Source organism: Paraburkholderia acidiphila (assembly GCF_009789655.1).
Classification (GTDB): Bacteria; Pseudomonadota; Gammaproteobacteria; order Burkholderiales; family Burkholderiaceae; genus Paraburkholderia; species Paraburkholderia acidiphila.
In genome coordinates this window covers 1937892-1963740 of the sequence record NZ_CP046909.1, presented here as the reverse complement: position 1 = coordinate 1963740, position 25849 = coordinate 1937892, and the positions used below count along the sequence as shown (strand labels likewise).

22 protein-coding genes are annotated in these 25849 nt (G+C 67.2%); 15 read left to right on the top strand and 7 right to left on the bottom strand.

Annotated features, from left to right (window positions below):
- The first annotated feature begins 422 nt into the window (after window positions 1-422).
- From wecB to FAZ97_RS08755, 5 genes are all read left to right on the top strand, one after another.
- On the top strand, window positions 423-1601 hold the full coding sequence (gene wecB / locus FAZ97_RS08775; protein WP_233271672.1) for a non-hydrolyzing UDP-N-acetylglucosamine 2-epimerase: 1179 nt from the start codon (window positions 423-425) through the stop codon (window positions 1599-1601).
- A 126-nt stretch (window positions 1602-1727) separates the two neighbouring features.
- Window positions 1728-4031: a cellulose biosynthesis cyclic di-GMP-binding regulatory protein BcsB gene (locus FAZ97_RS08770; RefSeq protein ID WP_233271554.1), complete on the top strand. Its 2304-nt coding sequence runs from the start codon at window positions 1728-1730 to the stop codon at window positions 4029-4031.
- Window positions 4028-6208 (top strand): glycosyl transferase family protein, encoded by a 2181-nt coding sequence (locus FAZ97_RS08765; protein WP_407671753.1) that lies wholly within the window; start codon window positions 4028-4030, stop codon window positions 6206-6208. The genes FAZ97_RS08770 and FAZ97_RS08765 overlap by 4 nt, the downstream gene beginning before the upstream one ends.
- Window positions 6205-8751 (top strand): bacteriophage N4 adsorption protein A, encoded by a 2547-nt coding sequence (locus FAZ97_RS08760; protein ID WP_158758090.1) that lies wholly within the window; start codon window positions 6205-6207, stop codon window positions 8749-8751. Before FAZ97_RS08765 ends, FAZ97_RS08760 begins: the two co-directional genes overlap by 4 nt.
- A gap of 9 nt (window positions 8752-8760) precedes the next feature.
- Window positions 8761-9690 carry an alpha-amylase family protein gene (locus tag FAZ97_RS08755; protein WP_233271553.1) on the top strand — a complete coding sequence of 310 codons (930 nt, stop codon included), beginning with the start codon at window positions 8761-8763 and terminating at the stop codon, window positions 9688-9690.
- Between the two features lie 51 nt (window positions 9691-9741).
- Here FAZ97_RS08755 and FAZ97_RS08750 read toward each other — a convergent pair whose 3' ends face one another.
- Window positions 9742-10359 (bottom strand): LysE/ArgO family amino acid transporter, encoded by a 618-nt coding sequence (locus FAZ97_RS08750; protein WP_158758089.1) that lies wholly within the window; start codon window positions 10357-10359, stop codon window positions 9742-9744.
- Window positions 10360-10502: 143 nt separating this feature from the next.
- Between FAZ97_RS08750 and FAZ97_RS08745 the strand changes: the two genes are divergently transcribed.
- Together FAZ97_RS08745 and FAZ97_RS08740 are read left to right on the top strand one after the other, a co-directional pair.
- The gene (locus tag FAZ97_RS08745) at window positions 10503-11411 is read left to right on the top strand and encodes a LysR family transcriptional regulator ArgP (RefSeq protein WP_158758088.1); all 909 of its coding nucleotides are present in this window, start codon (window positions 10503-10505) and stop codon (window positions 11409-11411) included.
- Window positions 11412-12170: 759 nt separating this feature from the next.
- Window positions 12171-12644, top strand: a complete 474-nt coding sequence (locus tag FAZ97_RS08740; protein ID WP_158758087.1) for a DUF3331 domain-containing protein — start codon at window positions 12171-12173, stop codon at window positions 12642-12644.
- A gap of 219 nt (window positions 12645-12863) precedes the next feature.
- On the opposite strand, the gene FAZ97_RS08735 is transcribed toward FAZ97_RS08740, so the two are convergent.
- Complete coding sequence (locus FAZ97_RS08735) at window positions 12864-14132, bottom strand: MFS transporter (RefSeq protein ID WP_158758086.1); 1269 nt, start codon at window positions 14130-14132, stop codon at window positions 12864-12866.
- Window positions 14129-15157, bottom strand: coding sequence for a PRC-barrel domain-containing protein (locus FAZ97_RS08730; protein ID WP_233271552.1), 1029 nt, complete (start codon window positions 15155-15157; stop codon window positions 14129-14131). The genes FAZ97_RS08735 and FAZ97_RS08730 overlap by 4 nt, the downstream gene beginning before the upstream one ends.
- Before the next feature lie 531 nt (window positions 15158-15688).
- Here FAZ97_RS08730 and FAZ97_RS08725 point away from each other — a divergent pair.
- A complete protein-coding gene (locus FAZ97_RS08725) occupies window positions 15689-17092 on the top strand; it encodes an NCS2 family permease (RefSeq protein WP_158758085.1) in 1404 nt (467 codons plus the stop codon).
- Between the two features lie 128 nt (window positions 17093-17220).
- Here FAZ97_RS08725 and FAZ97_RS08720 read toward each other — a convergent pair whose 3' ends face one another.
- A complete protein-coding gene (locus tag FAZ97_RS08720; RefSeq protein WP_158758084.1) occupies window positions 17221-17616 on the bottom strand; it encodes a hypothetical protein in 396 nt (131 codons plus the stop codon).
- A 124-nt stretch (window positions 17617-17740) separates the two neighbouring features.
- Here FAZ97_RS08720 and FAZ97_RS08715 point away from each other — a divergent pair, with 124 nt between their 5' ends.
- The 3 genes from FAZ97_RS08715 to FAZ97_RS08705 are packed head-to-tail and all read left to right on the top strand — an operon-like array spanning window position 17741 to window position 19306.
- Window positions 17741-18193: an ArsR/SmtB family transcription factor gene (locus FAZ97_RS08715; RefSeq protein ID WP_158758083.1), complete on the top strand. Its 453-nt coding sequence runs from the start codon at window positions 17741-17743 to the stop codon at window positions 18191-18193.
- Window positions 18193-18531 carry an SRPBCC family protein gene (locus FAZ97_RS08710; RefSeq protein ID WP_325073201.1) on the top strand — a complete coding sequence of 113 codons (339 nt, stop codon included), beginning with the start codon at window positions 18193-18195 and terminating at the stop codon, window positions 18529-18531. The genes FAZ97_RS08715 and FAZ97_RS08710 overlap by 1 nt, the downstream gene beginning before the upstream one ends.
- A gap of 34 nt (window positions 18532-18565) precedes the next feature.
- Window positions 18566-19306, top strand: a complete 741-nt coding sequence (locus FAZ97_RS08705; protein WP_158758082.1) for a DUF899 domain-containing protein — start codon at window positions 18566-18568, stop codon at window positions 19304-19306.
- An 83-nt stretch (window positions 19307-19389) separates the two neighbouring features.
- Here FAZ97_RS08705 and FAZ97_RS08700 read toward each other — a convergent pair whose 3' ends face one another.
- Window positions 19390-19572, bottom strand: a complete 183-nt coding sequence (locus FAZ97_RS08700) for a hypothetical protein (RefSeq protein WP_028208331.1) — start codon at window positions 19570-19572, stop codon at window positions 19390-19392.
- Window positions 19573-19678: 106 nt separating this feature from the next.
- On the bottom strand, window positions 19679-20584 hold the full coding sequence (locus FAZ97_RS08695; RefSeq protein ID WP_158758081.1) for an NAD-dependent epimerase/dehydratase family protein: 906 nt from the start codon (window positions 20582-20584) through the stop codon (window positions 19679-19681).
- A 116-nt stretch (window positions 20585-20700) separates the two neighbouring features.
- Between FAZ97_RS08695 and FAZ97_RS08690 the strand changes: the two genes are divergently transcribed.
- The 4 genes from FAZ97_RS08690 (at window position 20701) to FAZ97_RS08675 (ending at window position 24885) form a co-directional block, all read left to right on the top strand.
- Complete coding sequence (locus FAZ97_RS08690; protein WP_158758080.1) at window positions 20701-21633, top strand: LysR family transcriptional regulator; 933 nt, start codon at window positions 20701-20703, stop codon at window positions 21631-21633.
- A 124-nt stretch (window positions 21634-21757) separates the two neighbouring features.
- Entirely contained in the window at window positions 21758-23293 is a 1536-nt protein-coding gene (gene hutH / locus FAZ97_RS08685) for a histidine ammonia-lyase (protein WP_158758079.1), read from the top strand.
- Between the two features lie 29 nt (window positions 23294-23322).
- Window positions 23323-24018 (top strand): histidine utilization repressor, encoded by a 696-nt coding sequence (gene hutC, locus FAZ97_RS08680; RefSeq protein WP_158758078.1) that lies wholly within the window; start codon window positions 23323-23325, stop codon window positions 24016-24018.
- 216 nt (window positions 24019-24234) lie between these two features.
- On the top strand, window positions 24235-24885 hold the full coding sequence (locus FAZ97_RS08675) for a hypothetical protein (protein WP_158758077.1): 651 nt from the start codon (window positions 24235-24237) through the stop codon (window positions 24883-24885).
- Window positions 24886-24928: 43 nt separating this feature from the next.
- Here the strand turns inward: FAZ97_RS08675 and FAZ97_RS08670 are convergent, their stop codons facing one another.
- Window positions 24929-25807, bottom strand: coding sequence for a LysR substrate-binding domain-containing protein (locus FAZ97_RS08670; RefSeq protein WP_158758076.1), 879 nt, complete (start codon window positions 25805-25807; stop codon window positions 24929-24931).
- Between the last annotated feature and the right edge of the window lie 42 nt (window positions 25808-25849).

The window sequence follows — 25849 nt, the reverse complement described above, 5'->3', positions numbered from 1 at the left end:
TACTTCGAACCCGCGCAAAACGCGACGAGCGTGATGTTTCGTCGATTCGTTAGCTATCGTTCATTCGCCGCGCATGAATGAACGCGGCTTCGGCATCGAATACGTCTCGTCCGGCGCAATAATCGCCCGGTTCATATCGAGGCTTTGAACAATCGCTGCGCGAACGATGGCGCCGGGCGCCAGGGCGCGGCACGCCTGAACGCAATGGTCTAATTAAGCAGGTAGAGTACGGCTGACCGGCCCCTTCGCCGCCCTGAAACTGGCGGCGGCAAAGCAGAAGGCTGGCGGCAACGGCATGAAGACAGTCGGTCAATGGGGGCGTCGCATGCGGGCAACGCCGCGGCGCCTGGACACTCCAGCTAACCGGAAACCTGCTAGTGCGCATCCTGTCGATATTCGGTACGCGGCCCGAAGCCATCAAGATGGCGCCGCTCGTCAAACGTCTCGAAGCGGAACCGGGCGTGCAGTCCATCGTTTGCGTGACGGGGCAGCATCAGACCATGCTGCAGCAGGTCCTCGATCTGTTCGGCATCGTGCCGGACCACAATCTCGGCGCGATGACTGCGAACCAGACGCTCAACGGTCTCGCAGGCCGCCTGTTCGCCGGGCTCGACGACGTGCTTGCCGCCGAGCAGCCCGAGCGCGTACTCGTGCACGGCGACACCTTGACGAGCATGGCGGGCGCCATTGCCGCCTTTCATCGGCGCATACCGGTTGGGCACGTGGAAGCCGGGCTGCGCACCGGCAATCTGTTCGAGCCGTGGCCCGAGGAAATGAACCGGCGCGTGGTGGACGTCGTGAGCGATCTGCTTTTCGCGCCCACGGCGAGTTCGCGCGCGAATCTCGAAGCGGAGGCGCTGGGCGGGCGCGTGGTCGTGACGGGAAATACCGTGATCGATGCGCTGCATCTCATGTGCGAGCGGCTCGATAACGATGCGGCGTTGCGCGAGCGGCTCGACGCGCAATTTCCGTTTCTCGAACCCGCGGACACGGGCCGCCCGTTGCTTCTCGTCACCGGCCATCGTCGTGAGAGCTTCGGCGAGGGCTTCGAGCATATCTGCGCGGCGCTCGCCACGCTCGCGCATTCCGGCAAGATGCAGATCGTCTATCCCGTGCATCTGAATCCCAACGTGCGCGGCCCCGTGCTCGCCACGCTCGGCAATGCGCCCAATGTTCACCTCACCGATCCGCTCGATTACCCCGAGTTCGTGCGCCTCATGCAGCGCGCGGCGATCGTGCTGACCGATTCGGGCGGCGTGCAGGAGGAGGCGCCCGCGCTCGGCAAGCCCGTGCTCGTGATGCGCGACGTGACCGAGCGCCCCGAAGCGCTTGCCGCGGGCACCGTGAAACTGATCGGCACCGACCGTGTGGCGATCGTGCGCGCGGTGCTCGAACTCGTCGAGAACGAAGACGAGCGGCGCGCCTACGCGCGGCGCGTCAACCCCTATGGCGACGGGCACGCGTCGGAGCGCATCGTCGCGGCGCTCGCCGGCAGACCGTTCGAACCATTCCCGAGCCGCGAGTTGCCTGGCTACCGACATCCGGTGGTCGCCATGCGGCCGGAGCCCGGCGAGACGGACGAGGCCGACGCGGCGTCTTGACCGCGATTCGACGCCGACTCATCTGTTGTATCGCAGTGCCAGGCAATCAGTGCATTCCAAAGGCGGGAAGGCCAGGGCCGCCACGCGGCGGTTGCGCCGCCGCGCCGACACCATGAGGCATGACACGTGAGATTCGATCCGATCCGGCAGGTGGGCGCAGCGGGGCGCAAGGGAGTGGGTGCGCGGCGTTGCGCATATGTGGCCGCGGCGCTGCTCGCGGCGCTGGGCCGCTGCGCGTATGCGGCGCCTGGCGACCTGGCGCAGGCGCTCACTCAGCTCGGAGCCGGGCGCATGGAATCGCGCAGCGTGTCGCTGGCCGATCTCGGCGTGCGTGAGCCAGTCGTGCTGCGCGCGCCCGACGCGGTTCAGGAACTCTACCTGCCGGTGCCGGCGGGCTTGCCGATCAGCAATGCGACGCTGCAGCTCGACGCGAATTACCTGCGCGGCAACGGCGGGCGCACGACTTTCCTGCTCTCGCTCGACGGCTCGCCCGTGCAGGTGCGCAATGTCACGGACGCGCAGGGCGACGGGTCGCTCAGCATCGGCGTGGATGGCGCGCCGCGTCCCTCGGGTTTCGTGCGCGTGGGGCTGCAATGGTCGTCGGTGCTCAACGAGAACGTTTGCACGGATCAGACGGCGATCGGCAATGTCTGGAAGGTCGCGCCCACCACGCGCCTCACGTATCAGTTCGACACTTCGGCCGTGAACGATGTGCGCACGGCATGGAGCGCACTGCCTGCGAAACCTGTGGTGCTCGTGAGCGGCGGCAAGCTCGACGCCGCGGCTTATGACGTGGCGTGGCGGCTCGAAGCCCTGCTGATGCGCGGCGGCGCGACGCCCGTCACGACGCGTATGCCCGCGGTGGGCGACACCGTGAATCTCGGCACCGTGCAGGTCCCGGCTGCGCTGCAGGCCGTGCCCGCTTTCGCCGCGCTGGCCGCGGGCGGCGCGCACAAGATCGCGAATCCCGCCGAGCTGGGCGCGCTCATCGCGCTCGCGCCGGCGGGCGCTTTTGCGCCCAACGTCGTGGTCGCCGACGACGCACTGCGCGCGCAGGCGGCCGCGGCGCTCGACGCGTTGCGCGGCGAAGTGCTGACCGTTTCCGCCGATGCCGCGAGCGCCTTCGATGCATGGCGCACGCATTCCGGCGGCGCGCTTGCCACGCCATTCGAAAAGGGCGAACTGCGCCTCGCGCATCTGGGCGGCCTGCCTACCGTGGTAGTCGGCGACGACACCGGTGTGAGTGCGCTTTCGCGCACGTGGAGCGGCATCGACGTGTCGCGCCGGCTCGTCGTGCATGAGCTGGCCGCCTCGCCGAACCTGAGCGCGGGGGGATCGAGCGACCGGATCGCGCTGTCGCTGATCGGCGGCACACCGAGAACGGTAGATGTGCTAACGAGTGCGGTATGGGAAGCCAACTTCGATCTCGCAGCCGTCTCGGGCGACGGGCGGATTCCGCGCCGCGTCGTCCTCGATCTGGCTGCCGCGCCGGCTGCGGACCGCAATGGCCAGACGGCGTCGATCTTTTTCAACGGCGTGCTGATCGGCTCGCATCTGCTCGACACCGACGGTCACGCGCAACGGGTGAGCGCGGACATTCCCGTCTACGCGCTCGGCACCACCAATAACCTGCGCGTGTTGTTCCAGCGCCAGCCGGCGGGCGGCTGCCGCCCGCGCGAGCAGGGCTATCCCGCGGCGGTGCTGCCGGGCAGTCACCTGGTCGTCGGCCAGGGGCCGCTTGGCGAAAACTTCACCGGCATGGTGGCGCGTTTTTCGCGCACGGCGGACGTGCTCGTGCCCGACGCGTATCTGGCCGACCCGGTGACGACGCTGCCGCGCGTGGCGCGTCTCGCGAACGCGGCGGGCGTTGCGCCGACGCGCGCGACGCTGCAGGTGGCGCCGAACGGCCAGAACGCGCAACCGAAAGACGCCTTCCTCGCCGCCGATGTTGCGCTCGACAGCGAGGCCGGCCACGCGAGCTTCGCCGACGGCCGCCTCACGCTCAAGGCGCGCGGTGGCTCGACGCTCGCCGACATGTCGGGTCTCGCGAATCTGGGCCTGATCCAGGTGGTGCGCGCCGGCACGACGCCTGGCATCGTGTACCGCAGCGTGGGCGACGCACCCGTGCTGCCACCCGGCATGCAGTTGCAGCAGGGCGACGTGGCCATCGTCGACGCGAGCGGCGTGCTCAAGACCTTCGACACGCAGTACCCAGGCGGTGTGCCGCCGACGGACGATCAGCGCGCGTGGCTCACGCGGCACTGGGCGGGTTGGGGCGTGCCGAGCATCGCCACCGCGGTCCTGGTGTTGCTGCTGCTTGCCGCGGGCTTTGCGCGCAGGCGGGCGCGCGCGAGGACGGCGGCGGCCGCTGCCGCGCGCGCGGCGCAGGAAAGCGCCGAAAACCCGGACAACCAGCAGAGCGGATCGTGAGCACGCACGCCATCGACTGGTGGCTCAACTACTACGCCGGCCGCTATTACGAGGGCATGGAGTATCTCGCGGCGGTAGTGGCGGTGGTGATCCTGCTATCGAGCATCGACGATCTTTTCATCGACGCGTGGTACTGGGTTCGCCGTGTCATCCGCCACTTCACGATCGAGCGCCGCTACGAGCCGCTGCGTGCCGAGCAGCTCTACACCCGCGAGCAGCAGCCACTGGCGATCATGGTGCCCGCCTGGCGCGAGGAGGATGTGATCGCCTCGATGGTGACCGACCTCGTGCGTGTGCTCGACTACAAGAACTATGTCGTGTTCGCCGGCACCTACCAGAACGATGCCGCGACCATTGCCGAAGTCGAGCGCATGCGACGCCGCTACAAGCAGCTGCACCGCGTGGAGGTGCCGCACGACGGCCCCACCTGCAAGGCCGATTGCCTGAACTGGATCGTGCAGGCGATCTTTCGCATGGAGAAGGAAACGGGCATCGAATTCGCGGGCGTGATCCTGCACGATAGCGAGGACGTGCTGCATCCGCTCGAGTTGCGCTTTTTCAACTACCTGTTGCCGCGCAAGGACATGATCCAGTTGCCGGTGGCTTCGCTCGAGCGCGAATGGTACGAACTCGTGGCGGGCACCTATATGGACGAGTTCGCCGAATGGCACGCGAAGGATCTCGTGGTGCGCGAGAGCCTGGCCGGCACGGTGCCTTCGGCGGGTGTGGGCACGTGCTTTTCGCGCCGCGCGCTGGCCGGGCTCGCGGAGCAAACGCAGAATCAACCCTTCAACACGGAAACGCTGACCGAAGACTACGACGTGGGTGAGCGCCTCGGGCGCATGGGCATGCATTCCATCTTCGCGCGTTTTCCCGTTGAGTTCGCCACGCGGCGCAAGTCGTGGTTCGGCTTCGGGCCCGAGCGCGACGTCACGCTGACCATGCCGCTGTGCGTACGCGAGTTCTTTCCCGATACGTTTCGGACCGCTTATCGTCAGCGCGCGCGCTGGACGCTCGGTATCGGCCTGCAGGGATGGGAGCAAACCGGATGGGTCGGCACGCTCGCCAACCGCTATCTGCTGGCGCGGGACCGCAAGGGCATCGTCACGGCGTTCGTCGGCATCATCGCTTATGTGCTGCTCGCGCAGTTCCTGCTCTTTGCATACGCGGAGTTTCTTGGCATCCGGCCCGATCTCATCGCGTCGCCGTTCGCGAATTCCCGCTTTCTCACCATTGTGCTGTGGGCCAACGGTGTCGCGTTGCTGCTGCGCGTGGTCCAGCGCGTGTACTTCGTTTCGCGCCTGTATGGCTGGGAGCATGGCGTGCTTTCGGTGCCGCGCATGGTGATCGGCAACTTCGTGAACTTCATGGCGGTCTCGCGCGCGTGGAAGATGTATCTCGCGTATCTCGTCACCGGCAAGCGGCTCGTGTGGGACAAGACCATGCACGACTTCCCCTCGTCGGATGGCTTTACGGACCGCAAGCAGCGCCTCGGCGAGCTGCTGCTTTCGTGGCAGGCGATCGGACCGAAAGAGCTGGAGCAGGCGCTTGCGGAGGAGCACGCGCATGAAGCGCCGCTCGGGCGCGTGTTGATGGCGCACGGCTGGCTCGATGAGGAGACGCTGGCGGAGGCCATCGCGTTCCAGGCCGACCTGCCGCGCGGCCGGCTCGATCGCGAGCGGCTCACTCGTTACGCGGGCGATGTGCCGTTCGAACTCGCGGTGCGCTACCGCGTGCTGCCGCAAGGCGACGACGGCAAGGGGCATGAGGTGCTGCTATGCGCGAGCCCGCTCATGGAGCCGGCGCTCGCGGCGCTGCAGGCGCAATGCGCATTGCCGATCGTGCAGCGCATCGTGCGCGAGGGCGAGGTCGCGGACGGCTTGCGCCTGTTGCGCGGCGTACCGCCGGTGCAGGTGCGCGAAGCGCATGAGGCGAAGGCGAGCGCCGAAGCGCGCGGCGCCGCCGCACCGGGCATACCGCTGCTGGGCGATTTGCTGATCGAGCGCGGTGCGGTGAAACGCACGGCGTTCGACGGCGCGCTGCAACGCTACCGGCCCGCCGAGCACGGGCGCATCGGCGATTTCATGGTGGAGCAGGGCGTGATCACACGCGACGCGCTGGCCGCGGCGATCGCGGAGCAGGAACGCCTGCGCGCCGAAGGCGCCGCTACGTCATGAGACGGACTCCGAATCATTTTGCGGCGAAGCGGTCTTCGCGCGCTCGTGCCAACGTGCCGCGAGCGTTGCTGCTTGCCACGCTGTGGGCCGCGCTCGCGGGCGCGGGGCGCGCTCACGCCGAGGCGCTGCCGCCAGGCACGCAGCCTTTGCCCCTGAGCGGCGCGGCCTACCGCGTCGCCCAGCAAGGCTACGACGCCTTTTCGCGCCGCGACTACGCGGCGGCCGAGCGCCATGCGCGCGAGGCGATCCGTCAACGGCCCGACCTCGCTTCGCTGCGTCTGTTGCTCGCCAATTCGCAGGCCGCGCGCGGACAGTGGCGCGAGGCGAGCCGTACGCTCTCCGACGCGATCGCGCAGATCGGTCCCGATGCGACGCTCACGGCACGGCGGCGCGAGATCGATGTGCAGGTGGCGGCACTGGCGCGGCCGGGCGTAGCAACAGGCGGCGGCCGCACGGCGCGCCCCGCGCCGCCGCCGGGCTCCGGGCCACCCGACTATTTGACGGGCCGGGCATGGCAGCTTGCTCAGGAGGCCTACAAATCATACGGCGCAAAGCAATATGACGCCGCCTGGCGCGAGGCGAACGCCGTGATCGCGTTGCGCCCGGACATCTTGCGTCTGCGCCTGCTCGCGATCGACGCCGCCTCGGCGGGCGGTCATGACCGCGAAGCCTGGCAGGCTGCGCAGGCCGCGCAGCGGCGCTTCGGCGACAGCGAGGCGCTGCGCGAGCGCCGCACGCAGATCGGCGCGCGCCTTGCGCCCGCGGCGGTGCAAGCCGCTCAGGCAGCGCGCGCGCGCGGCGACAACGCGCAGGCGATCGCGCTCATGCATGAGGCAATCGGCTACGCGCCAATGCAGATTGGCAACCGGCTGCTGCTGTGCCAGATGCTGCTGGAGCAGAACGACATGGCCGGCCTCGAAGCCGCGGCGAGCGATGCGATTGCGTCGGGCGCCATGCCGACGCTCATGCCATACGTGTTGCGCGGCTATGCGCGTGCCGCGCAGGGCCGGACGGCACAGGCCGATGAGGATTTCGCGCAGGCGCTGCTGAGCGAAGGCGCATCGGTGCGCGATGAGCGCGTGGCGCACGCGATCATCGCCGATGTATGGACGGCCGAAGGCCAGCCGCAGCGCGCGCTCGATCTGCTCGCCACGCTGCCACCCGTCGGCGACGACACCGACGTGCTGATCGCCATGCGCCGCTACTACGCGCGCGCGGCGCTCGCACAGTCCGCCGGTACCTCTGCGGGCGGCGAGCGTGTCGCCACGACCGCGCGCCCGGTGCTCGATTGCACGATCGACCAGTACGGCAGCGCCTGCGATGTCTACGCCGCCGACCCCGGCTTCGCGGACCGGCGCGCCGCAATCGTCGCGGCACAAAGCGGCGACCGGGCGGCCGCGCTCGCCGCGCAGCGGCGGGCCGTCGCCGCGGACCCGCGCAATCCGCAGCATCGGCTCGAACTGATCGACGCGCTCACCGCCGCGGGCGACACCGAGGGTGCGAAGCGCGAAGCGCGCGCCATGGCCGACACGGGCCTGCTCGACGCGCTGCCGCCGCTTTCCGCCGCGTACGTGGCGCAGCGCGCGGGCGACGATCGCCGCGCCGCCACGTACTTCGCGCAAGCCGACGAAGCCGGCCAGTTGCCGCCGCAAGCAACCGGCGATGCGGGCTACAGCGCGTATCGCGCGAATTTCGACGCGTTGGCCACCGGCTATTTCAAACGCGCGATCGACTACGGCACCTCGCCGCCGCCCGGTGTCGCGCCCGCCACGCTGGTGCAGTTGCAGGACCTGCGCAACGCGCACGCGGACGTCACGCGCGACTGGGGCGCCATCGCGTCGGTCAACTATCGCGGCTCGGGCTTGCAGCCCGGCGTGTCGACGGGCGAAGTGCCGGGCTCGTACAACAACTGGCAGATGGGCGTCGAAGGATACTGGCGGCCGTTCGGCGCCCTCGGCGACCGCAATTTCGAGGTCTACGCGCGTGTCTATCAGGACGTGGGCGCGAAGGGCGACGCGCCTAGCGGCATCTCCACGGCGCTCGGAGCCATCGGCGCGCGCGCGAAGCCGTTCGAATCGATCAACGCGGTGATCGCGTTCGAGCGGCTCATCCCGATTGGCTCGCGCGCGCCGTCCGACTGGCTGCTGCGCCTCGCTTACTCGGGCGGCATCGGCACTGAGCGGCGGCTCGACGTGCCGTCATGGTGGACGGTGCAGGACTACGGCGAAGTCGGCCATTACGTGAGCAACGGCTGGAACTATGGCACGGGCTATATCGAGGCGGGCCGCACGTGGCGGCTCGACACCATCAGCCCGAAGCTCACGGTCTTTCCGTACGCGGTGGCCGGCATCGACTACGATTCGAGCATCAACCACAGCGTGCCGGTGGGGATGGGCGTGGGCGTTTCCACGCGCTACTGGTTCCGGGACAGCTTCTACGATACGCCGCGCTCGTATGTCGACGTGACGGTGCAGTACCGCTGGCATATTACGGGCGACGACCGGGCCGGCGGGGTGTTCTTCGGCGCCGTGCTCTCTTATTGAGGAAACCTGATGATCGTGCGAAGAACGGCCAGGGACGGCGCGGGACACGCAGAGGAAGCCGCACGAAAGCGCTCGCGCGGCGTGCAGCGCTGCACGCGTCTGGCATGTGCGGCGCTGTGCGCGCTGGTTGCTGCCGGTTGCACGCTGCAGGTGCCCGCACACGCGGATGCGCTCGCGCAAGGCATCGTCTGGCAGCCCGACAACGACCATCTGGACCTGCAAGGCGACTGGGACCGGCTAGGCGTGAACGAGCTGCTGGTGCAATGGATCGCCGTGGACGACGTCGCGTTCATGGCGGGCGCGGGCATTCCCGCGCCGCGCGTGCCCGACTGGGTGCGCATTGCCAACGAACCGTGGGCGCGCGGCGTGATCGTCGGGCTTGCGGGCTATTCGGACGAGAAGAAAGCGCGCGAGAACCTCGAAACGCTGGTCGAACGATCGCTGAAGCTCGCGGCCGTGCGGCCGCCGGTGCACATCACGGGCTGGTATTTCCCCGTCGAAGTCGATCCCACCTGGGCCGACGCGCCCCGCATGGCGCCGCTGCTCGAGAAGCTGCCGCATCCGTTATGGATCAGCGTGTACGACACGAGCAACATCGGCGGCGAGGCGCTCGCGAAGTGGCTCGACGCCTGGTTGCCGAAAGATGTCGGCGTGTTGCTGCAGGACGGCTGCGGCGTCTATGCGCGCGGCCCGGCGGCGGCGCGCGAATATGCGGACGCGCTATCGGCTCATCTGGGCCACAAGCGCGTGCGCATCATTGCGGAGGCGTTTCGGCCCAAGCAGGGCGGGGGCTTTCGCGCAGCCACGGCCGCTGAACTCGCGCCGCAGCTGGAGGCTTATCACGGCTATCGCGTGTATCTCTTCGACGGGCCGCATTACATGTCGCCGGAACTCGTCGAGGGCTTGCTGCAGCAGAAGGCGAAGGGCGCCACGCAGTAGCGGCGCATGCGCCAATCACGCAATCGAGCGTGCCTCGCGGGTTCAGTCGGGTTAGCGCAATTGCGCAAAGGCGATCAACAGCACCATGCCGCCGATGGCGCCGTCGAGCACGCGCCACGCACTCGCACGCCGGAACAGCGGCGCGAGCGCACGCGCGCCGTAGCCTAGCGCGACGAACCACACCGCGCTCACGCACATCGCGCCGATCGCAAAGGCGAGGCGGCTGCCCTGGGGCTCGCGCGCGCCGGCCGTGCCGATCAGCAGGAAGGTGTCGAGATACACGTGCGGATTGAGCCAGGTGAATGCGAGCGTCATGAGGATGATCGGCCACGCGCGCTGCTCGGGAGCATCCGCCGCGGCATGGCTATCGAGCACGGCGTGCGACGGACGCACCGCGCGCCTTAGCGCGCCAATGCCGAACCACACGAGCCACGCAAGGCCCACGTACAGCACGACGTGCACGAAGGTCGGATAGCGCTCGACGAGCGCCGAGGCGCCGCCCACCCCCGCGCCGATCAGCACGAAGTCGGACAGTGTGCAGAGCAGGACGATCTTGCCGACGTGCGAGCGCAGGATGCCCTGACGCAGTACGAATGCATTCTGTGCGCCGATCGTGACGATGAGCGAGGCGCAGAGCGCTGCGCCGTGTGTGAAAGCGAGCCAGTTCATAACGGTTGCGCAAAGAGTGGGAGCGCGGGCGGCGCGGTGCGCGGCGCCTGCGGTCATTGGACATCGACAGGGAATGGCGCTAGTCTGCCGCCATGAGCCACCTAAGAAAAGCTCATTTTCATTAACCGGATTAAGGAACGCTAATGCTCGACTATGCCCTGCTCGATGCGCTCGCCGCCGTCGTGCGGCATGGATCGTTCGATCGTGCGGCGGGCGCGCTCAACGTCACGCCGTCGGCGGTGTCGCAGCGCGTGAAACTGCTGGAAGAGCGCGTGGGCACCGTGCTCGTGAAGCGTGGCCAGCCTTGCGTCGCGACGGCTTCGGGCGCGCTGCTGTGCCGTCACACGGAACGCGTGCAGTTGCTCGAGGCGGAATTAGGCGGGGCGATGCCGACCTTCACGAGCGCTCTGGGCGCGGCGCGGCCGACGCTGCGCGTGGCCGTCAACGACGACAGCGTGGGCACCTGGTTCATCGACGCCGTAGCGGCCTTCTGCGTCGAGCGCGGCATTCTGCTCGACCTCGTGATCGACGATCAGGATCACACCGCGCAACGCATGCGCGACGGCAGCGTGCAAGGTGCGGTCACGACGCAGGCCGAGCCGGTGCAGGGCTGCCGCTCGACTCGCCTTGGCCGCATGCGCTATCTCGCCGTGTGCTCGCCGGCGTTCTTCGAGCGGCATTTTGCGCAGGGCGTGACGCGCGACACGCTGCGCCGCGCGCCGTGCGTCGAGTTCAATCCGAAAGATCAACTGCAAAAGCGCTTCATTCGCCGCATCACGCGCGCGCAGATCGATGCGCCGCTGCACTGGATTCCGCATGTGGCCGGCTTTCTGCGCTGCTGCCTGAACGGTCTGGGCTGGGGCATGTGCCCCGAGCGCATGATCGCGCCGCATCTCGCACGCGGCGAACTGGTTGAGCTCACGCCGGGCCGGGCGCTCGACGTCGAACTCTACTGGCAGAGCTGGCGGCTTTCCATTGGCTGGCTCGACGACTTCGGCGCGATGCTCAGGGTACGCGCCGGCGAATTTCTCGATCAGGGCCGCGGCACCTGAGACGCGCCGCGCGATATCTTCATTCGTTTGTCTTTATCCGCGGATTCAATGATGCTTTAGTGTGCATACTTTCGGTGCGGATGACAGCGCTTGTAACATCACCGAATTGTTGCTATTCGTATGGCTCGCGTCGCACAATGACCGTATTGACAGGCGGCAAAGCCTCTAAAGGAATATTCAAAATCCATTAATTGCTATTCCGAATAGTGGAATGTCTCGATATTCGATGCGCGAGAGGACGCAAGCTTCGTGCGAGAATATTACGGCCAATAGACTGACGTTTAGTATGTGATATGTCTGATGCACCTATGTCGAATAGGGCATTGCGTTTCATTGATCGGTCACGTGTGGTGTGTAAGAGTGGAGCCCTCGGGTTCCCCGTATAGGCCGTCAGACTGGCTATGGGCGGGCGTTTCACGCGGCGTGCGTCCATGCGACGCTGCGGTCGCTGTAACAATTCAGTTATGGTCGAAAGTCACACCACTAGTGACATCACGCCTGAAACCGGTTATTTTTTCCGCAGCTGGATTGTTAAGTATCATCAAATCGGCAAAAAAGTTCACGGATGTAAAGAAACCAACATTGGAGGCTTACAGTCGGAACTGAAAGCTCCGCCATCCCGGTTTTTGCGTTTGGCATTATCGTGTGAAAATTGCGTTTTTCCTGTGGATTGCGAGTTAGACACGCTATAATCCGGACGTGGCAGAGTGCTTATTCGACCGGCATATTTGAATCGTTTCCACGTGCACGAGGTGCATTATGACGAAATTAGATACCGGCAGCGTTTGGCAACAAACCATTGACCTTCTGTCCGCGGCTTCCGAGCCGCTAAGCCTGGACACCGAATTCGAAGGCGGCAGAAGCTGCAAACCGGTACCCATCACACGCGGCGCTTCGGAGGCGGCCAACCGGCGGCGCGCCACCGTGCGTTCGTGGGACGCGCAGGGCATCACCTTGATCCGGCGGCATGATCCGGACAGCATTACCGTTTGCTGGAGCGACGCCACCTATGGACGGTACTCCGACCAGTTGTGGCGGGTCTGCACGGCGCGCCGCAGCGCCGTTTGCGCACTGACTGGCGAGAAGATCCGCCGCGGCGACGCGGTGTTCCGGCCGAGCCCGAATCGCCGTCATCGCCCGGCCAATGCCGATGCGATGATCCTCGCGAGCAAGCTCGACAATCTTCCCAACGCCGTCGTCGCGGCGCGTCTGGACGAGGCGCTGGCCGCCTGAGCGGCTTGCACGGGCGTACCGGTCGCCCGCGCGGGTTTGGCGGTTTACCTTGAGTTGTCCGCGAGCCTTGAGCCGGGCCCGCACCTCGTCATCCCAACGTCATGAGTCTGCGCGAACCGGCGCCCTGAGGGGCGCCGGTTTTCGTTCGCCGCGACAAAAGCGGGTTGCCACTGACCGCTGGAGCAGGCGCAACCGGCGCCCGCTCCAGCGGTGCACCACTCAAACCTTGGCGTCGCGGGCGTTTTCTTCTTCGAGCGCGTCGCGCGTCTCGGGCATGGCAAGCCAGACCATCAGCACCGCGGCGGCGCCCGCGCTCGCGAGCGCGAGGAAGCTCACCGTATTGCCCAGGTGATCGGCGATAAAGCCGGCAAGCGCCGTCGAAAGCGTCGCCCCAATCCCCGCCGACAGTCCGAAGAGTCCGATACAGAGGTTATAGCGGCCCTTGCCGCCGGCCACGTCGGCGGCGATGAGCGGCAACATCACGCCGAACACGGCGGCCGAAAGGCCGTCGAGCATCTGCACCGGCACGAGGAAGTACGGGTTGCCGACGGCCGCGAACAGCAGCGCGCGCAGTGGGAGCGCACAGAAGCCGAGAATCAGCACCGGGCGGCGCCCCCAGGCCTGGGCGGTGCGGCCCACCCACGGCGACATTAGCGCGACGATGGCCTGAGGCACGATGATGCACGCCGCAATCACGAGCTGGACGTTGTCGCCCATGCCGGCCGTCACTTCGCCGGCGGCGAGGTTGAGCATCGCGGCGTTCGAGAGGTGGAACAGCACCACACAGGCCGCGAAGGTCAGCATGCGCCGGTCGCGCAGCAGGTCGAAGATTGTCTCGCGAGCTTCGCCCGAGCCCGCGGCAGCGCCAGCCTTGCCGGGCTTGGCCGCGGGTTTGGCGTAGGCGGCATTCTGGTCGTATTTGATCATCGCAAGTGCGACGAGCGCGGGCAGCGCGAGCGCGGCCGTCAGCCAGAACACGGAGCGCGGCGAGAAGTACTCGCCGCACAAGCCCATCAGCCCGGCGGCCACCGCGCTGCCGATCGAGGCCCAGCGCGCGTTGCGGCCGAGCCGGTCGCCGAGATTCTGGCGGCCCACCAGCGCGAGCGCGAGCGCCGCCATGGCCGGCACGAGCATGCAGCTGGCGAAGCCGTGAAACACCTCGGCGGCCATGACGGCCACGACGGTCGGGCTCGCGGCGAGCAGCACGGCGGAGATGATGATCGCGATGATTGCCCACGCGGCGGCGGCCTTCTTGTTGCGCAGGGCGTCGACCGCTGCGCCGCCCGGCACCTGGCTCACCATCGCGCTGATCGTGCCGACCGAAAGGGCCAGGCCGATCTCGCCCTGCGTCCACTTGTGCGAAGCCAGATACGACGCGATGAACGGCCCGAAGCCCGTCTGCACGTTCGCTACGAAAAAGTTCAGCCAGTCGAGCGCGCGCACGCTGCGCTGGTCTGGATTGGGTTGTTGCAGGGTGCCGTCCGTCATTTGGCACCGTGGGGATTGGCTGCGGAGGCGACGGGCGAGGCAGCGGCGGGCGCGGCTTGTGCCGCCGGGGCGACCGAAGCCGGGGGCGGCGGGGCCGCAGGCGTCACGGCGCGCACCGGCTGGTCGGGCGCGTAGGGCGGCGAGGCATCCACCTGCTGATCGCTCATTTCGAGCTGCGCTTCGAGCGCATTGTTCTTCGTGACGAAGCGCAGCGCGGACCAGTCTGCCGCGATCGTATGACGTTTCTCGAGCGTGCCGCTCACGTCGAGCACCACGGCTTGCGGGGCGGCGCTGCCGTCGAGCAGCACGTCCACCACGCGGCCCACCTTGGCGCCGTTGGCGCGCTCCACGTCCGCGTCGAGCATGGGCAGGCGCGTCGCGCTTGCCTCGGGGTTGCCGGGCTGCGGCGCGCCGGCCTTGGGCCGGTCGGGCACCTGCAGCTGGCTCGCCGGCAGGGCGAGCGTGATGGCGGGCGTTTTGGGCTGGGTGCTCACACGCACGCCGCTCCACGGGAAGTTGGCCTTGCGGTCGCCAATGCCCATGAAGCCTTGCAGATTCACCACGACGTCGACCGGCTTGCCGCCGGGGCCCGTGACCATGTCGACGGCACGGCCCACGACCTTGCCGTCGGTCTTTTGCACTTCGCTGTCGAGCAGCGTGCGGAAAGTGCCGCGCTCGAGCGTGCGCACCTGCACGAGCGGCGGCCGGGGCGGCGCCGGCGGGGCGCTCGCGGGCGCGGGCGGCGGCGGCGCCGGACGGGGGCGGTGCACCAGCGCGGGCCGCGGCTTCTTCGGCGCAGGCCTCACCGTGCTTTCCGTTTCCGGCTCGCTTGCCGCTTCGGGCGCGGATGCGGCCTCGGGCTCGCTCGCAACCGGCTCGGGTTCCGTGGCCACGGGCGCTTCCGGCTCGGGCGGCGGGGCCGGCCGGAACAGGCTGCAGCCCGAAAGCGTGAGCAGCATCAGCAGCGTCAGGGCGTACGGGAAATGAAAAACAGGACGTGCGGAACGCAAGATGCCGCGTCTCATCTACTGAAACTCCTTGGAGCAGCCGGCGCGACGCGCGCGGCAGGGGAAACCGGGTCGGGATGCGTGAGTGTAACCCGCGCACCGGGCCGATCCGCTTAATGACGACGCGGTTCACGCGCCGCAAGCGCCGCGCCGGGCGGCAGGATGCGCTCTCGCGCCAGGGCAATGGCGATTCGTCACGCCTTCGTCAGACGAAACAGCCCTTGAGCGCGCAGTAACCGCCCGCGCCGCGTCCACGCGTGTCCAGGTGCGTCCAGGTGTAAACGCGGGGCCAGCCGGCGTGGCGCGCCCAGTACACGGGCATATAAGCATCGCGGCATGAACTCAATGCGACTCATGCGATGGGAGCGCATAACGTGTTCGCCTAACCTTCGCTCCATCCATAAAGAGATGTCAAAACGATGAGCGCCGGACGTTGAGCCAGGCGCCGGCAACGCGTCGACACAACTACATCATTCGAGACAAACCTGATGACGGATCGGCTGGTGAGCCGTGAACCGTTTCAGCATGCTGATAAAGGAGGCACTCACCATGATCGAACCCCACGCGCAGCCGCTTGCCGGCTCGACCGCCGCCGCCGAAGCCGAGCCCATCGAATTGGGCCAGGCCTCGGGCTTCATCGACCGTTATTTCGACATTGCCGCTCGCGGCAGCTCGCTGCGCCAGGAGGCGATTGCGGGCGTCACGACCTTCCTCGCGATGGTCTATTCCGTGTTCGTCGTGCCGGGCATGCTCGGCAAGGCGGGCTTCGACACCAGCGCCGTGTTCGTGGCCGTGTGCCTGACCACGGCGTTCGGCTCGCTGCTCATGGGCCTGTGGGCGCGCCTGCCGATCGCGATCGGCTGCGCCATCTCGCTCACGGCGTTCACGGCCTTCGGCCTCGTGCTCGGCAAGGGCCTGAAGCCGGAAGTGGCGCTCGGCGCCGTGTTCCTCATGGGCCTCGTGTTCACCGGTATTTCGGTGACAGGCGTGCGCTCGTGGATCCTGCGCAATCTCCCGCACGGCATCGCGCATGGCACGGGCATCGGCATCGGTCTTTTCCTGCTGCTGATCGCCGCCAATGACGTGGGGCTCGTCGTCAAGAATCCGGGCGCGGGCCTGCCGGTTTCGCTCGGCCACATTACCTCGCTGCCGGTGATCCTTTCCGTGGTCGGCCTCGCCGCGATCTTCGGCCTCGTGCGCCGCCGCGTGCCGGGCTCGATCCTGATCGTGATCGTCGCGATCTCGGCGCTCGGCCTCGCCATCGACCCGGCCGTGAGCTTTCATGGCGTGTTCGCGTGGCCGTCGCTTTCGGCGCCCGGCCATGCTTCGCTGATCGGGGCGATGGACATCAAGGGTGCGCTCTCGCTCGCCGTGCTGCCGAGCGTGCTGGCACTCGTGATGACGGCCGTGTTCGACGCCACCGGCACGATCCGCGCCGTGGCGGGGCAGGCCGGTCAGCTCGACGCGAACGGACGGATCGTCAACGGCGGGCGCGCGCTTACGGCCGACTCGGTCAGCTCGATCTTCTCGGGCTTCCTGGGCGGCGCACCGGCGGCGGCCTATATCGAATCGACGGTGGGTGTGGCCGCGGGCGCCAAGACGGGCCTCGCCGCTGCGACGGTGGGCGTGCTGTTCCTGGCGGTGATGTTCTTCGCGCCGCTCGCGGGCCTCGTGCCCTCGTACGCCACGGCGCCCGCGCTCATGTACGTGGGCCTCATGATGCTGTCGAGCGTGAGCCGCCTCGACATGGCCGATATGGTCGATGCGATGTCGGGCCTCGTGTGCGCCGTCTTCATCGTGCTCACGGCGAACATCGTCACCGGCATCATGCTGGGCTTCTGTACGCTCGTGATCGGCCGCGTGGTGAGCGGCGAGATCCGCAAGCTGAACGTGGGCACGGTGGTGATCGCCGGCGTGCTGGCCGCGTTCTACCTGGGCGGCTGGGCCATCTGATGGTTGGATGACCCGGTCATTCGCCCGGTGGCCACGGCGGCCCGTCCGGGCGGCTGCACGGCCCGCGTCGCTTCATGGCGGCGCGGGCCGTGTGGCTTTTGCGCGTGTTTTTTGCCGCGTCAATCCGGTTAATCCGGCAGCACGCTATTGCGCCCCTTGGGCGATTTGCGCGGCTTGCGTGGTTTAGGCTCCACGCCGATACGCGGGTCGCGCGCGAGGACGAGGGCGCTCAGCTGTGCGGCGGTATCTTCGAACGCCGCATCGGCTTGCGGCACATAGAGCCATTTGCCAAGCACGGGATGCACCCGCAACGCCGGCATGGCTTCGATGAGCGACGCATGGTGCTCCCGCGACGTGCAGACGAGCACGCCGTTGAACGGCGCGTCGCGGTCGGCGGCCACGAGGCACAGCAGGCCGTCCAGATACGCGGCATCGCAGCCGAACATGGGCTTGCGGACGTAGCTGGGCTCGCGCTCGAAGGCGTCGAAGATCCAGAGCAGCGAGTTGCGGACTTTGGACGGCATGGCGTGAAATGCGCGGCGCAGTGAAACGGCCATTCTAGTGGCGGCAGCGCGGCCGTGCGCGCCGCCGCCAGTCCAAGCCGACGCTTTCCTTGACATCGCGCTTTCACCGCCTATGCTTAACCGCATGGTTAAGTATGAAGACGACACCCTCGATCGCACCTTCGCGGCGCTCGCCGATCCGACGCGGCGCGCGTTGCTCGCGCGCCTCGCGCAGCACGACGCACTTTCGGTGAGCGCGCTCGCGCAGCCGTTCGCCATGTCGCTGCCCGCGGTCATGAAGCATCTGGACGTACTTGCTCAGGCGGGCCTCGTTACGCGCGCGAAAACCGGCCGCACCGTCGCGTGCCGGCTCGCCGCGGGGCCGATGGAGGACGCGATGCAATGGCTCGCGCACTATCAACGCTTCTGGAGTGAAGCGCTCGATCGACTCGCCGCTTTCGTGGAGGAAGATGCATGTCTACCCAACCCGCAGCCGGACCCGGCGCCGCTCGTCAGGCACCCAGCCTCACCATCCGGCGACGCCTCAACGCCACTGCCGCGAAGGTCTACGCCGCGTGGACGCAGCCGGCGCAACTGATGCGCTGGATGCAGCCGCTCGACAACGCGTGCATCCACGCTGAAGCGGATGTCCGCGTGGGCGGGCGGTTTCGCGTCGTCATGCGCGGCGCGAACGGCGAGGAACACGATGTGAGCGGCACCTATCTCGAAGTCGTGCCGCACGAAAAGCTCGTATTCACGTGGGCGTGGCGCAGCACGCCGGAGCGCGAATCGCTCGTCACGGTGACGCTGCGCGCCGACGGGCTTGCCACCGACCTCACACTCAAGCACGAGCGCTTCTTCGACGAAGCGGCGCGCGATTCGCACAACGAGGGCTGGACGAGCGCGATCGATCAACTGGTGGCGTTGTTCGACTGAACGGCGCTCAAGCAACCGAAAGGAGGATTGGACGATGGAAACGCACAAGATCGTTTCGGAGGCCGAATGGCTCGAAGCACGCAAGGCGTTGCTGGCAGAGGAGCGCGCATTCACCCATGCACGCGACGCGCTGGTGGCGAAGCGCCAGGCGCTGCCGTGGGTGAAAGTCGACAAAACCTATACGTTCGAAACACCACAAGGCCCGCGCACGCTCGCCGAGCTATTCGGGCCGCGCAGCCAGCTGGTCATTTACCACTTCATGCTCGGGCCGCAATGGGAAGAGGGATGCCCGGGCTGCTCGTTCCTCTCCGACCACGTGGACGGCATGCTGCCGCATCTGGAGCATCACGACGTGACCTACGTGGCCGTATCGCGCGCGCCGCTTGCGAAGATCGAGGCGTTCAAGCGGCGCATGGGCTGGCGGTTTCCATGGGTATCGTCGAATGCGAGCGACTTCAACTTCGACTATCACGTGTCGTTCAGCGAGGCCGACAAGGCGCGCGGCAAAGCGGTCTACAACTACGTCGAGCAGGAGTACATGAGCGACGAGCTGCCCGGTGTCAGCGCGTTTTATCGCGACGAAGCGGGCAACGTGTACCACACGTATTCGACCTACGCGCGCGGGGGGGACATGCTGATCGGGACGTACGCGATGCTGGAGCTCACCGCGAAGGGGCGCAACGAAGAGAAGGACATGCGCGAGTGGATGCGCCACCACGATCGCTATGAAGATGCGCCCGTGCATGCGTCGTGCTGTGCGCACGAGAAGCAGTAAATGCCGCGCAATGAGGACAGACAGTCGTTGGCACAACGAAAGGCTGTTGCGCCATTAGCGTAAGAATCCGCGTAAGAAACGCGCTAGAGCGACATTTCGAACGCGGGGCGCAGCAGCACTTCGATCGCCATCACGATCAGTCCCATCGCGCCGGCGGCGAGTGTCAGCGTGCCATATTCGTCGTAGCGCGTGTCGTAGAGGCACGCGACGATGAACAGGACGGCCAGCAGATTGGTCAGCCAGTAGAAGTTCAGCGCGAGTAGCATCGGCGTATCCGGTGCCGGCGCGCAATGCGCCGGCGGCTAGTGCAAGACGCTCGGATTCTAGCGAATCGACCTTACGGATACGCAACAATAACGTGCTCTACAGCACTTATCTTTGCGGTTTCGGCATCTCTTTGCGAATCCAGTCCGTGACCGAGCTGCGCTGCGGCTGCCAGCCGAGCAGTTTGCGGGCGCGCTCGCCGCGCACGCGGCTGTTCGAGCCGAGACCGTACGACGCCATTTCATAGCCCCATTCCTCGATCGCCGCTTCGAGCGGCCAGTCCTGCGGCGCGCCAAGACCCATCACTTCGGCGAGCGCCGTGGTCATGTCGCGGAAGTTCGCTTCGCCGCTTTCGACAAAGTAGAACGTGCCCGCCGGCGTGTTGTCGAGCGCGAGGCGATAGAGCTCGGCCACGTCGTCGACATGCACGTTCGACCAGATGTTCAGGCCGCGCCCGACATGCCGCATCACGCCGCTCTTCTGCGCCTGGCGTATCAGCCGCGGCAATTGCACGCTCGCGGCGCCCGGCACGGCGCCCACGCCATAGATCAGCGTGTTGCACAGCACGGCGCTCTTCACGCCGCGCGCCGCCGCCGCGAGCACGAGATTGTCGATGGCCACGCGCGGCGCCTTGTCGGCGGTGGGCTCGGGCAGGGCATCTTCGTAATAGATGCGATCGGTCGCTTCGCCGCCCGATGCGTCGCCCACGATGCTCGAACCGCTCGTATGCAGGAGCGTCTTGCCGGAGCCCTCGAGCGCGTCGATGAGCGCCTCCACCGCGCCGCGATGGTCGCTGCTGGCCGCGTTGATCACGGCATCGGCAGCGCGGGCTTCCGCCATCAGTGTCGCGCGGTCGTCGAGATCGCCCTGCACGGGCGTGATGCCGAGTTTTTCGAGGTCGGCGAACTGCTCGGGGCGGCGAACGAGGCCGCGCACCGTGTGGCCCGCGCGCACGAGATGCGCCGCGATCGTGCCGCCGATAAAGCCGCCTGCGCCTGTCACGAATACTTTCATGGGTTGCTCCTGGTCCTGTTCCCGATTGCGATGGAAGCCAGTATCGGGGTATCCGGGGTTTGCAAAAACCGTGTTAGTCTCAAATGAATCTTGACTGCAAATCAACAATAGCAACGATGAAGACGTCGACCGACGAACTGCTCGTATTCGTCACCGTGATCGATGCGGGGTCGATCACCGCCGCCGCTGAAAAGCTCGAGCAAACCGTATCCGGCGTAAGCCGTGCGCTCACGCGGCTTGAAAAGCAGCTGGGTGTCGCGTTGATTCTGCGCACCACGCGGCGCTTGCAGCTCACGGAAGAGGGCGAGCTGTTCCTCGATCGCGCCCGCGCCATTCTCGCGGCGATGGCCGATGCCGAAGAGGCCGTCACACGCCACCGCGAGCGTCCTTCGGGGCGCTTGCGCGTGGATGCGGCCACGCCGTTCATGCTTCACTGCATCGTGCCGCACATCGCGGCGTTCGCCGACGCCTATCCCGAGATCGAACTCGAACTCACGAACAACGAGCGCATCGTCGATTTGCTGGAGCAGCGCGTGGATATCGCCATTCGCATCGGCACGCTGCAGGACTCCACGCTGCACGCGCGCGCGCTCGGCACGAGCCGTTTGCGCATCGTGGCGAGTCCCGGCTATCTCGCGGCGCACGGCACGCCGCGCAGCGTGGCCGCGTTGCGCGAATATCGGCTGATCGGCTTTACGGCGCCCGCGCATCTCAACGGCTGGCCGCTGCGTGTGGCAGGCGGCAGCGAAGCGGGCACGAGCGCAAAGACGCAAGAGAGCGAACCGGGCTACACCATCGAGCCCGCGCTTTCGGCGTCGAGCGGCGAGACGATACGCCAGCTCGCGCTTGCCGGCAGCGGCATCGCATGCCTCTCCGACTTCCTCACCACGGCCGACCGCCAGGCGGGGCGCCTCGTCACCGTGCTCGACGACGCGCTGATCGAATCGCGCCAGCCGATCCACGCCGTGTACTACCGCAGTGCGGCGCTCGCGGCGCGCGTGCAATGCTTCCTCGCGTTTATTGGGGGCAGGCTGCAACTCGACGCGTGACGGGCGCTCGCGGTCTTCTCGTGGATAGTCCCAGGCCACAAGCGCCGCAAAGGGGAGTTGTATAGACAGGCGCGCCAGGCTAGACTTCGGCCACTTTCGCGACTTGTATAGACAGGATTCGACCATGCTCCCGACCCTTCGCCTTACGCCCGGCCATCTGACCCTGCCCCAACTGCGCCAGATCGCGCGCGAGGCCGTGCGGCTCGAGCTCGATCCGGCCAGCTTCGCGGCCATCGACGCAGGCGCGCGCGCCGTTGCCGAGATCACGGCGAAGGGCGAGCCCGCCTACGGCATCAATACGGGCTTCGGGCGTCTCGCGAGCACGCACATCCCGAGCGACCAGCTCGAACTGCTGCAGCGCAATCTGGTGCTTTCGCACGCCGTGGGCGTGGGCGAGCCGATGTCGCGTCCGGTCGTGCGCCTCCTGATGGCGCTGAAGCTGTCGAGCCTGGGCCGTGGCTATTCGGGCATCCGCCGTGAAGTGATGGACGCGCTCATCACGCTGTTCAACGCCGACGTGCTGCCCGTGATTCCCGTGAAGGGCTCGGTGGGCGCCTCGGGCGACCTCGCGCCGCTCGCGCATATGTCGTGTGTGCTGCTCGGCATCGGCGAAGTGTTCATCCGCGGCGAGCGCGCCAGCGCCGAGGCGGGTCTCGCCGCTGCGGGCCTCAAGCCGCTCGCGCTGCAGGCCAAGGAAGGTCTCGCGCTGCTCAACGGCACGCAGGCTTCCGCCGCGCTCGCGATCTACAACATGTTCGCGATTGAAGACCTGTATCGCACGGCGCTCGTGTCGGGCGCGCTCTGCGTGGATGCAGCGGCGGGTTCGGTGAAGCCGTTCGACGCGCGCATTCACGAACTGCGCGGCCATCGCGGCCAGATCGATGCGGCCGCGGCCTATCGCACGCTGCTCGAAGGCTCGGCAATCAACCTCTCGCACCGCGATTGCGGCAAGGTTCAGGACCCGTACTCGCTGCGCTGCCAGCCGCAGGTGATGGGCGCGTGTCTCGACCAGATGCGCCACGCGGCCCAGGTGCTGCTCGTCGAGGCGAACGCGGTTTCGGACAATCCGCTGATCTTCCCGGAAACGAATGAAGTGCTTTCGGGCGGCAACTTCCACGCCGAGCCGGTGGCCTTCGCCGCCGACAATCTCGCGCTGGCCGCAGCCGAAATCGGCGCGCTCGCCGAGCGTCGCATCGCACTGCTGATCGACGCCACGCTCTCGGGCCTGCCGCCTTTCCTCGTGAAGGACGGCGGCGTGAACTCCGGCTTCATGATCGCGCACGTGACGGCCGCAGCACTCGCTTCGGAGAACAAGACGCTCGCGCATCCGGCCTCGGTCGATTCGCTGCCGACTTCGGCGAACCAGGAAGACCACGTTTCGATGGCGACGTTCGCCGCGCGCAAGCTCGCGGACATCGCCGACAACACGGCCAACATTCTCGCGATCGAACTGCTCGCCGCAGCCCAGGGCGTGGACCTGCGCGCGCCGCACCACACGAGCCCGGCGCTTGCGCACGTGATGCAGTCGGTGCGCGCCGAGGTGCCGCATTACGACCTCGACCGCTACTTCGCGCCGGACATCGAAGCGATCACGCGTCTCGTGCAGAATGGCGCGATTGCTTCGCACAGCCCGCTCTCGTTCGAGTCCGAGGCGCGCTAAGCCGCGTTGTTGCGGCACGGGCCAACGCGATGAACGCTCCCGCATACCAGGGCATTAAGGACTTCATCCTCGCGCGCATTCACGCCGGTGAGTGGAGCGAGGGCGACCAGGTGCCTTCGGAAAACGAACTGGCACGCGAGTTCAAGGTCGCGCGCATGACCGTGAACCGGGCGCTGCGCGAACTCACGGCGGAGCAGGTGCTCACGCGCGTGCAGGGCGCGGGCACGTTCGTCGCGCGGCCCAAGTACGAATCGACGCTCGTCGCCATTCGCAGCATTTCCGACGAAATCCTCGCGCGCGGGCATGGCTACCGCGCCCAGGTGCTCGAGATCGGCGTGCATCGCGCCGACGAGGCGCTCGCCGTCGAAATGGGGCTCGCCGCGAACGACCGGGTGTTCAACTCGCGCGTGCTCCACTTCGAGAACGACGAGCCCGTGCAGCTCGAAGAGCGCTGGGTTAATCCCGCCGTCGCGCCCGACTACGCGGCGCAGGACTTCACGCACATCACGCCGAACCAGTACCTCGTGAATGTCGCGCCGCTGCAGGGCGTGGAGTACCGCATCGAGGCGCTCGCGCCCGAAGCGGATACGCGCGCGCACCTCGCGATGGGCGAGGCCGAGCCTTGCCTCGTGCTGCACCGGCGCACGCGCTCGCGCGGGCTCGTCGCATCGGTCGCCAATCTCTGGCATCCGGGCAGCCGTTACCGCTTCACCGGGCATTTCTAGTACCCGCGCCACCGGTGCCGTGGCCCGTGCAGCGTTATACACCGCTATTTCCTTAGCCTCTCCGTGACCTGACGAGCGTCGTCGGCATGCGTCTTGCTGCTGTATCAGTTTGCCAACAATATCGCGCCGATAGGGCCAGACGGCCCGAGAAAGCGCGCGCGGTGCGCCGCAGCCCGTATCATTGAGAGGTGACGCGAACGAAGGAGGAGCGCCGTAATGGACGATGCCAACGCCACGCTCATGCCGATGTGGCGGGCCAATCTGGCGCTGCTTACGCGCGAGGTTGGATCTGCGACGCGGCTCGCGCGCATGATGACGTTTTCTGCGAGCTACATGAAGCTGATCGTGTCGGGCGAGCGCGACTTCAGCGCGGAGTTCGTGCGCGGTGTGGAAGCCGTCACGGGCCTGCCCGAAGGCTGGATGGACGTGAAGCACGCGAGCACCGACGTGCCCGACGAGACGCGCGAGGCGATCGCGAGCGAGACGCCGCGCGCGCGCTTTCGCGGCACGGCGCATCCGGTGCGCAAGGCGCCCGTACTGCGCGTGGAGCCGATCTTCGGCCAGGGCGCGAAGCGCGAGGAGGTGCCGGGTACGACAGACGCTCACCGGCGTCTCGCGGGCATGCGCAAGATCCGCGATCTCGCTGCGCAGGACGTGCGCAAGCTCGAGCGCTACCTGAGCGTGCCGCCGGTCGAGCCTGCGGTGCTGCGCTCGCGCATTGAAGACGTGATCAACTACGCCGACCCCGACGAGCGCGTGCGCGCCGATCTCGAAGGCCGCCTCGAGCAGATCGAAAAACATCGCGAGATGCTGCTGCGGCATGTCTCGCGCCTCTACGCGCTGCTTTCGCGGCTCGGCGACGATTGATTCGTTGCCCGAAGCATCGTCGGCGCCGTTATCGTCTAATCAATCAGCGCTCTTGTACGCGCAACTCCGTGAGTATCTGATCGGCGAGAAAATCGCACGGCGGGCGGTTCGAGCGTGCGCTGCGGGCGAGCACCACTTCCAGCTCGGGCAGCGCCGGCAGGCCATGCTGGCGGCCGAGCGTGACGAACGTCTCGGGCACCGCGCAGCGCGCAAGCGGCGCGATGGCGAGACCCGCGGCCACCATGCTGCACAGGCCCATCAGGCTTGGGCTTTCATATGAGGTGCGATAGGCGATCTTCGCGCGCTCCAGCGCCTGGATCGCGTTCGTGTGGGCGACGCTGCCGCCGCCGAAGAGGGCGACCGGCAGCGGCCGCTCGCGCCAGATCTCGCGCCCGCTCGCCGCGCTCACGGCCGCGGGCGGCGCGGCCCACACCATCGGCTCGAAGCGGATGAACTCGCCCGCAAGTCCGCGCGTGCGCGTGATGCAGGCGAGGTCGATCTTGTTGTCCTTCAGGAGCGGCATGAGCGCGCTGCTCGGCAGCCCGATCACCTGGATTTCCACCTTCGGCCAGTTCGCCGAGAACTTGCGCAGCACCGGCGGCATGAGCGAGGACGCGTAGTCGTCGGGTACGCCGATCGACACGCGGCCCGTCACCTCCGGGTGCGCGAGCGAGGCCCACGCTTCGTCGCGCAGCGCGAGCATGCGCCGCGCGTAGGCGATCAGCGTCTGGCCGTCGGGCGTGGGCGTGACGCTGCGCGGCGCACGAATAAAGAGCGGCTTGCCGATGGATTCCTCGAGCGCGCGGATCTGCATGCTGAGCGCCGCCTGCGAGCGGTGCACGAGCGCGGCGCCGCGCACGAAGCTGCCGGCGTCGGCGACGGCCACCACCATGGCGAGCACGTCGAGGTCGAGGGTCTTCATTGGTATAAGAAAAATTGATCGAAGGCTTCAATATAACGCGTT

Bases quoted from the DNA above. Each gene is read 5' to 3' on its own strand.
- FAZ97_RS08675 (WP_158758077.1), top strand. From the start codon at position 24,235: ATGGACGATGCCAACGCCACGCTCATGCCGATGTGGCGGGCCAATCTG.
- FAZ97_RS08670 (WP_158758076.1), bottom strand. From the start codon at position 25,807: ATGAAGACCCTCGACCTCGACGTGCTCGCCATGGTGGTGGCCGTCGCC.
- FAZ97_RS08705 (WP_158758082.1), top strand. From the start codon at position 18,566: ATGGAAACGCACAAGATCGTTTCGGAGGCCGAATGGCTCGAAGCACGC.
- FAZ97_RS08700 (WP_028208331.1), bottom strand. From the start codon at position 19,572: ATGCTACTCGCGCTGAACTTCTACTGGCTGACCAATCTGCTGGCCGTC.
- FAZ97_RS08745 (WP_158758088.1), top strand. From the start codon at position 10,503: ATGCTCGACTATGCCCTGCTCGATGCGCTCGCCGCCGTCGTGCGGCAT.
- FAZ97_RS08750 (WP_158758089.1), bottom strand. From the start codon at position 10,359: ATGAACTGGCTCGCTTTCACACACGGCGCAGCGCTCTGCGCCTCGCTC.
- FAZ97_RS08710 (WP_325073201.1), top strand. From the start codon at position 18,193: ATGCGCTGGATGCAGCCGCTCGACAACGCGTGCATCCACGCTGAAGCG.
- FAZ97_RS08715 (WP_158758083.1), top strand. From the start codon at position 17,741: ATGGTTAAGTATGAAGACGACACCCTCGATCGCACCTTCGCGGCGCTC.
- hutH (WP_158758079.1), top strand. From the start codon at position 21,758: ATGCTCCCGACCCTTCGCCTTACGCCCGGCCATCTGACCCTGCCCCAA.
- wecB (WP_233271672.1), top strand. From the start codon at position 423: ATGGCGCCGCTCGTCAAACGTCTCGAAGCGGAACCGGGCGTGCAGTCC.
- FAZ97_RS08730 (WP_233271552.1), bottom strand. From the start codon at position 15,157: ATGAGACGCGGCATCTTGCGTTCCGCACGTCCTGTTTTTCATTTCCCG.
- hutC (WP_158758078.1), top strand. From the start codon at position 23,323: ATGAACGCTCCCGCATACCAGGGCATTAAGGACTTCATCCTCGCGCGC.
- FAZ97_RS08720 (WP_158758084.1), bottom strand. From the start codon at position 17,616: ATGCCGTCCAAAGTCCGCAACTCGCTGCTCTGGATCTTCGACGCCTTC.
- FAZ97_RS08725 (WP_158758085.1), top strand. From the start codon at position 15,689: ATGATCGAACCCCACGCGCAGCCGCTTGCCGGCTCGACCGCCGCCGCC.
- FAZ97_RS08760 (WP_158758090.1), top strand. From the start codon at position 6,205: ATGAGACGGACTCCGAATCATTTTGCGGCGAAGCGGTCTTCGCGCGCT.
- FAZ97_RS08740 (WP_158758087.1), top strand. From the start codon at position 12,171: ATGACGAAATTAGATACCGGCAGCGTTTGGCAACAAACCATTGACCTT.
- FAZ97_RS08755 (WP_233271553.1), top strand. From the start codon at position 8,761: ATGATCGTGCGAAGAACGGCCAGGGACGGCGCGGGACACGCAGAGGAA.
- FAZ97_RS08690 (WP_158758080.1), top strand. From the start codon at position 20,701: ATGAAGACGTCGACCGACGAACTGCTCGTATTCGTCACCGTGATCGAT.
- FAZ97_RS08695 (WP_158758081.1), bottom strand. From the start codon at position 20,584: ATGAAAGTATTCGTGACAGGCGCAGGCGGCTTTATCGGCGGCACGATC.
- FAZ97_RS08735 (WP_158758086.1), bottom strand. From the start codon at position 14,132: ATGACGGACGGCACCCTGCAACAACCCAATCCAGACCAGCGCAGCGTG.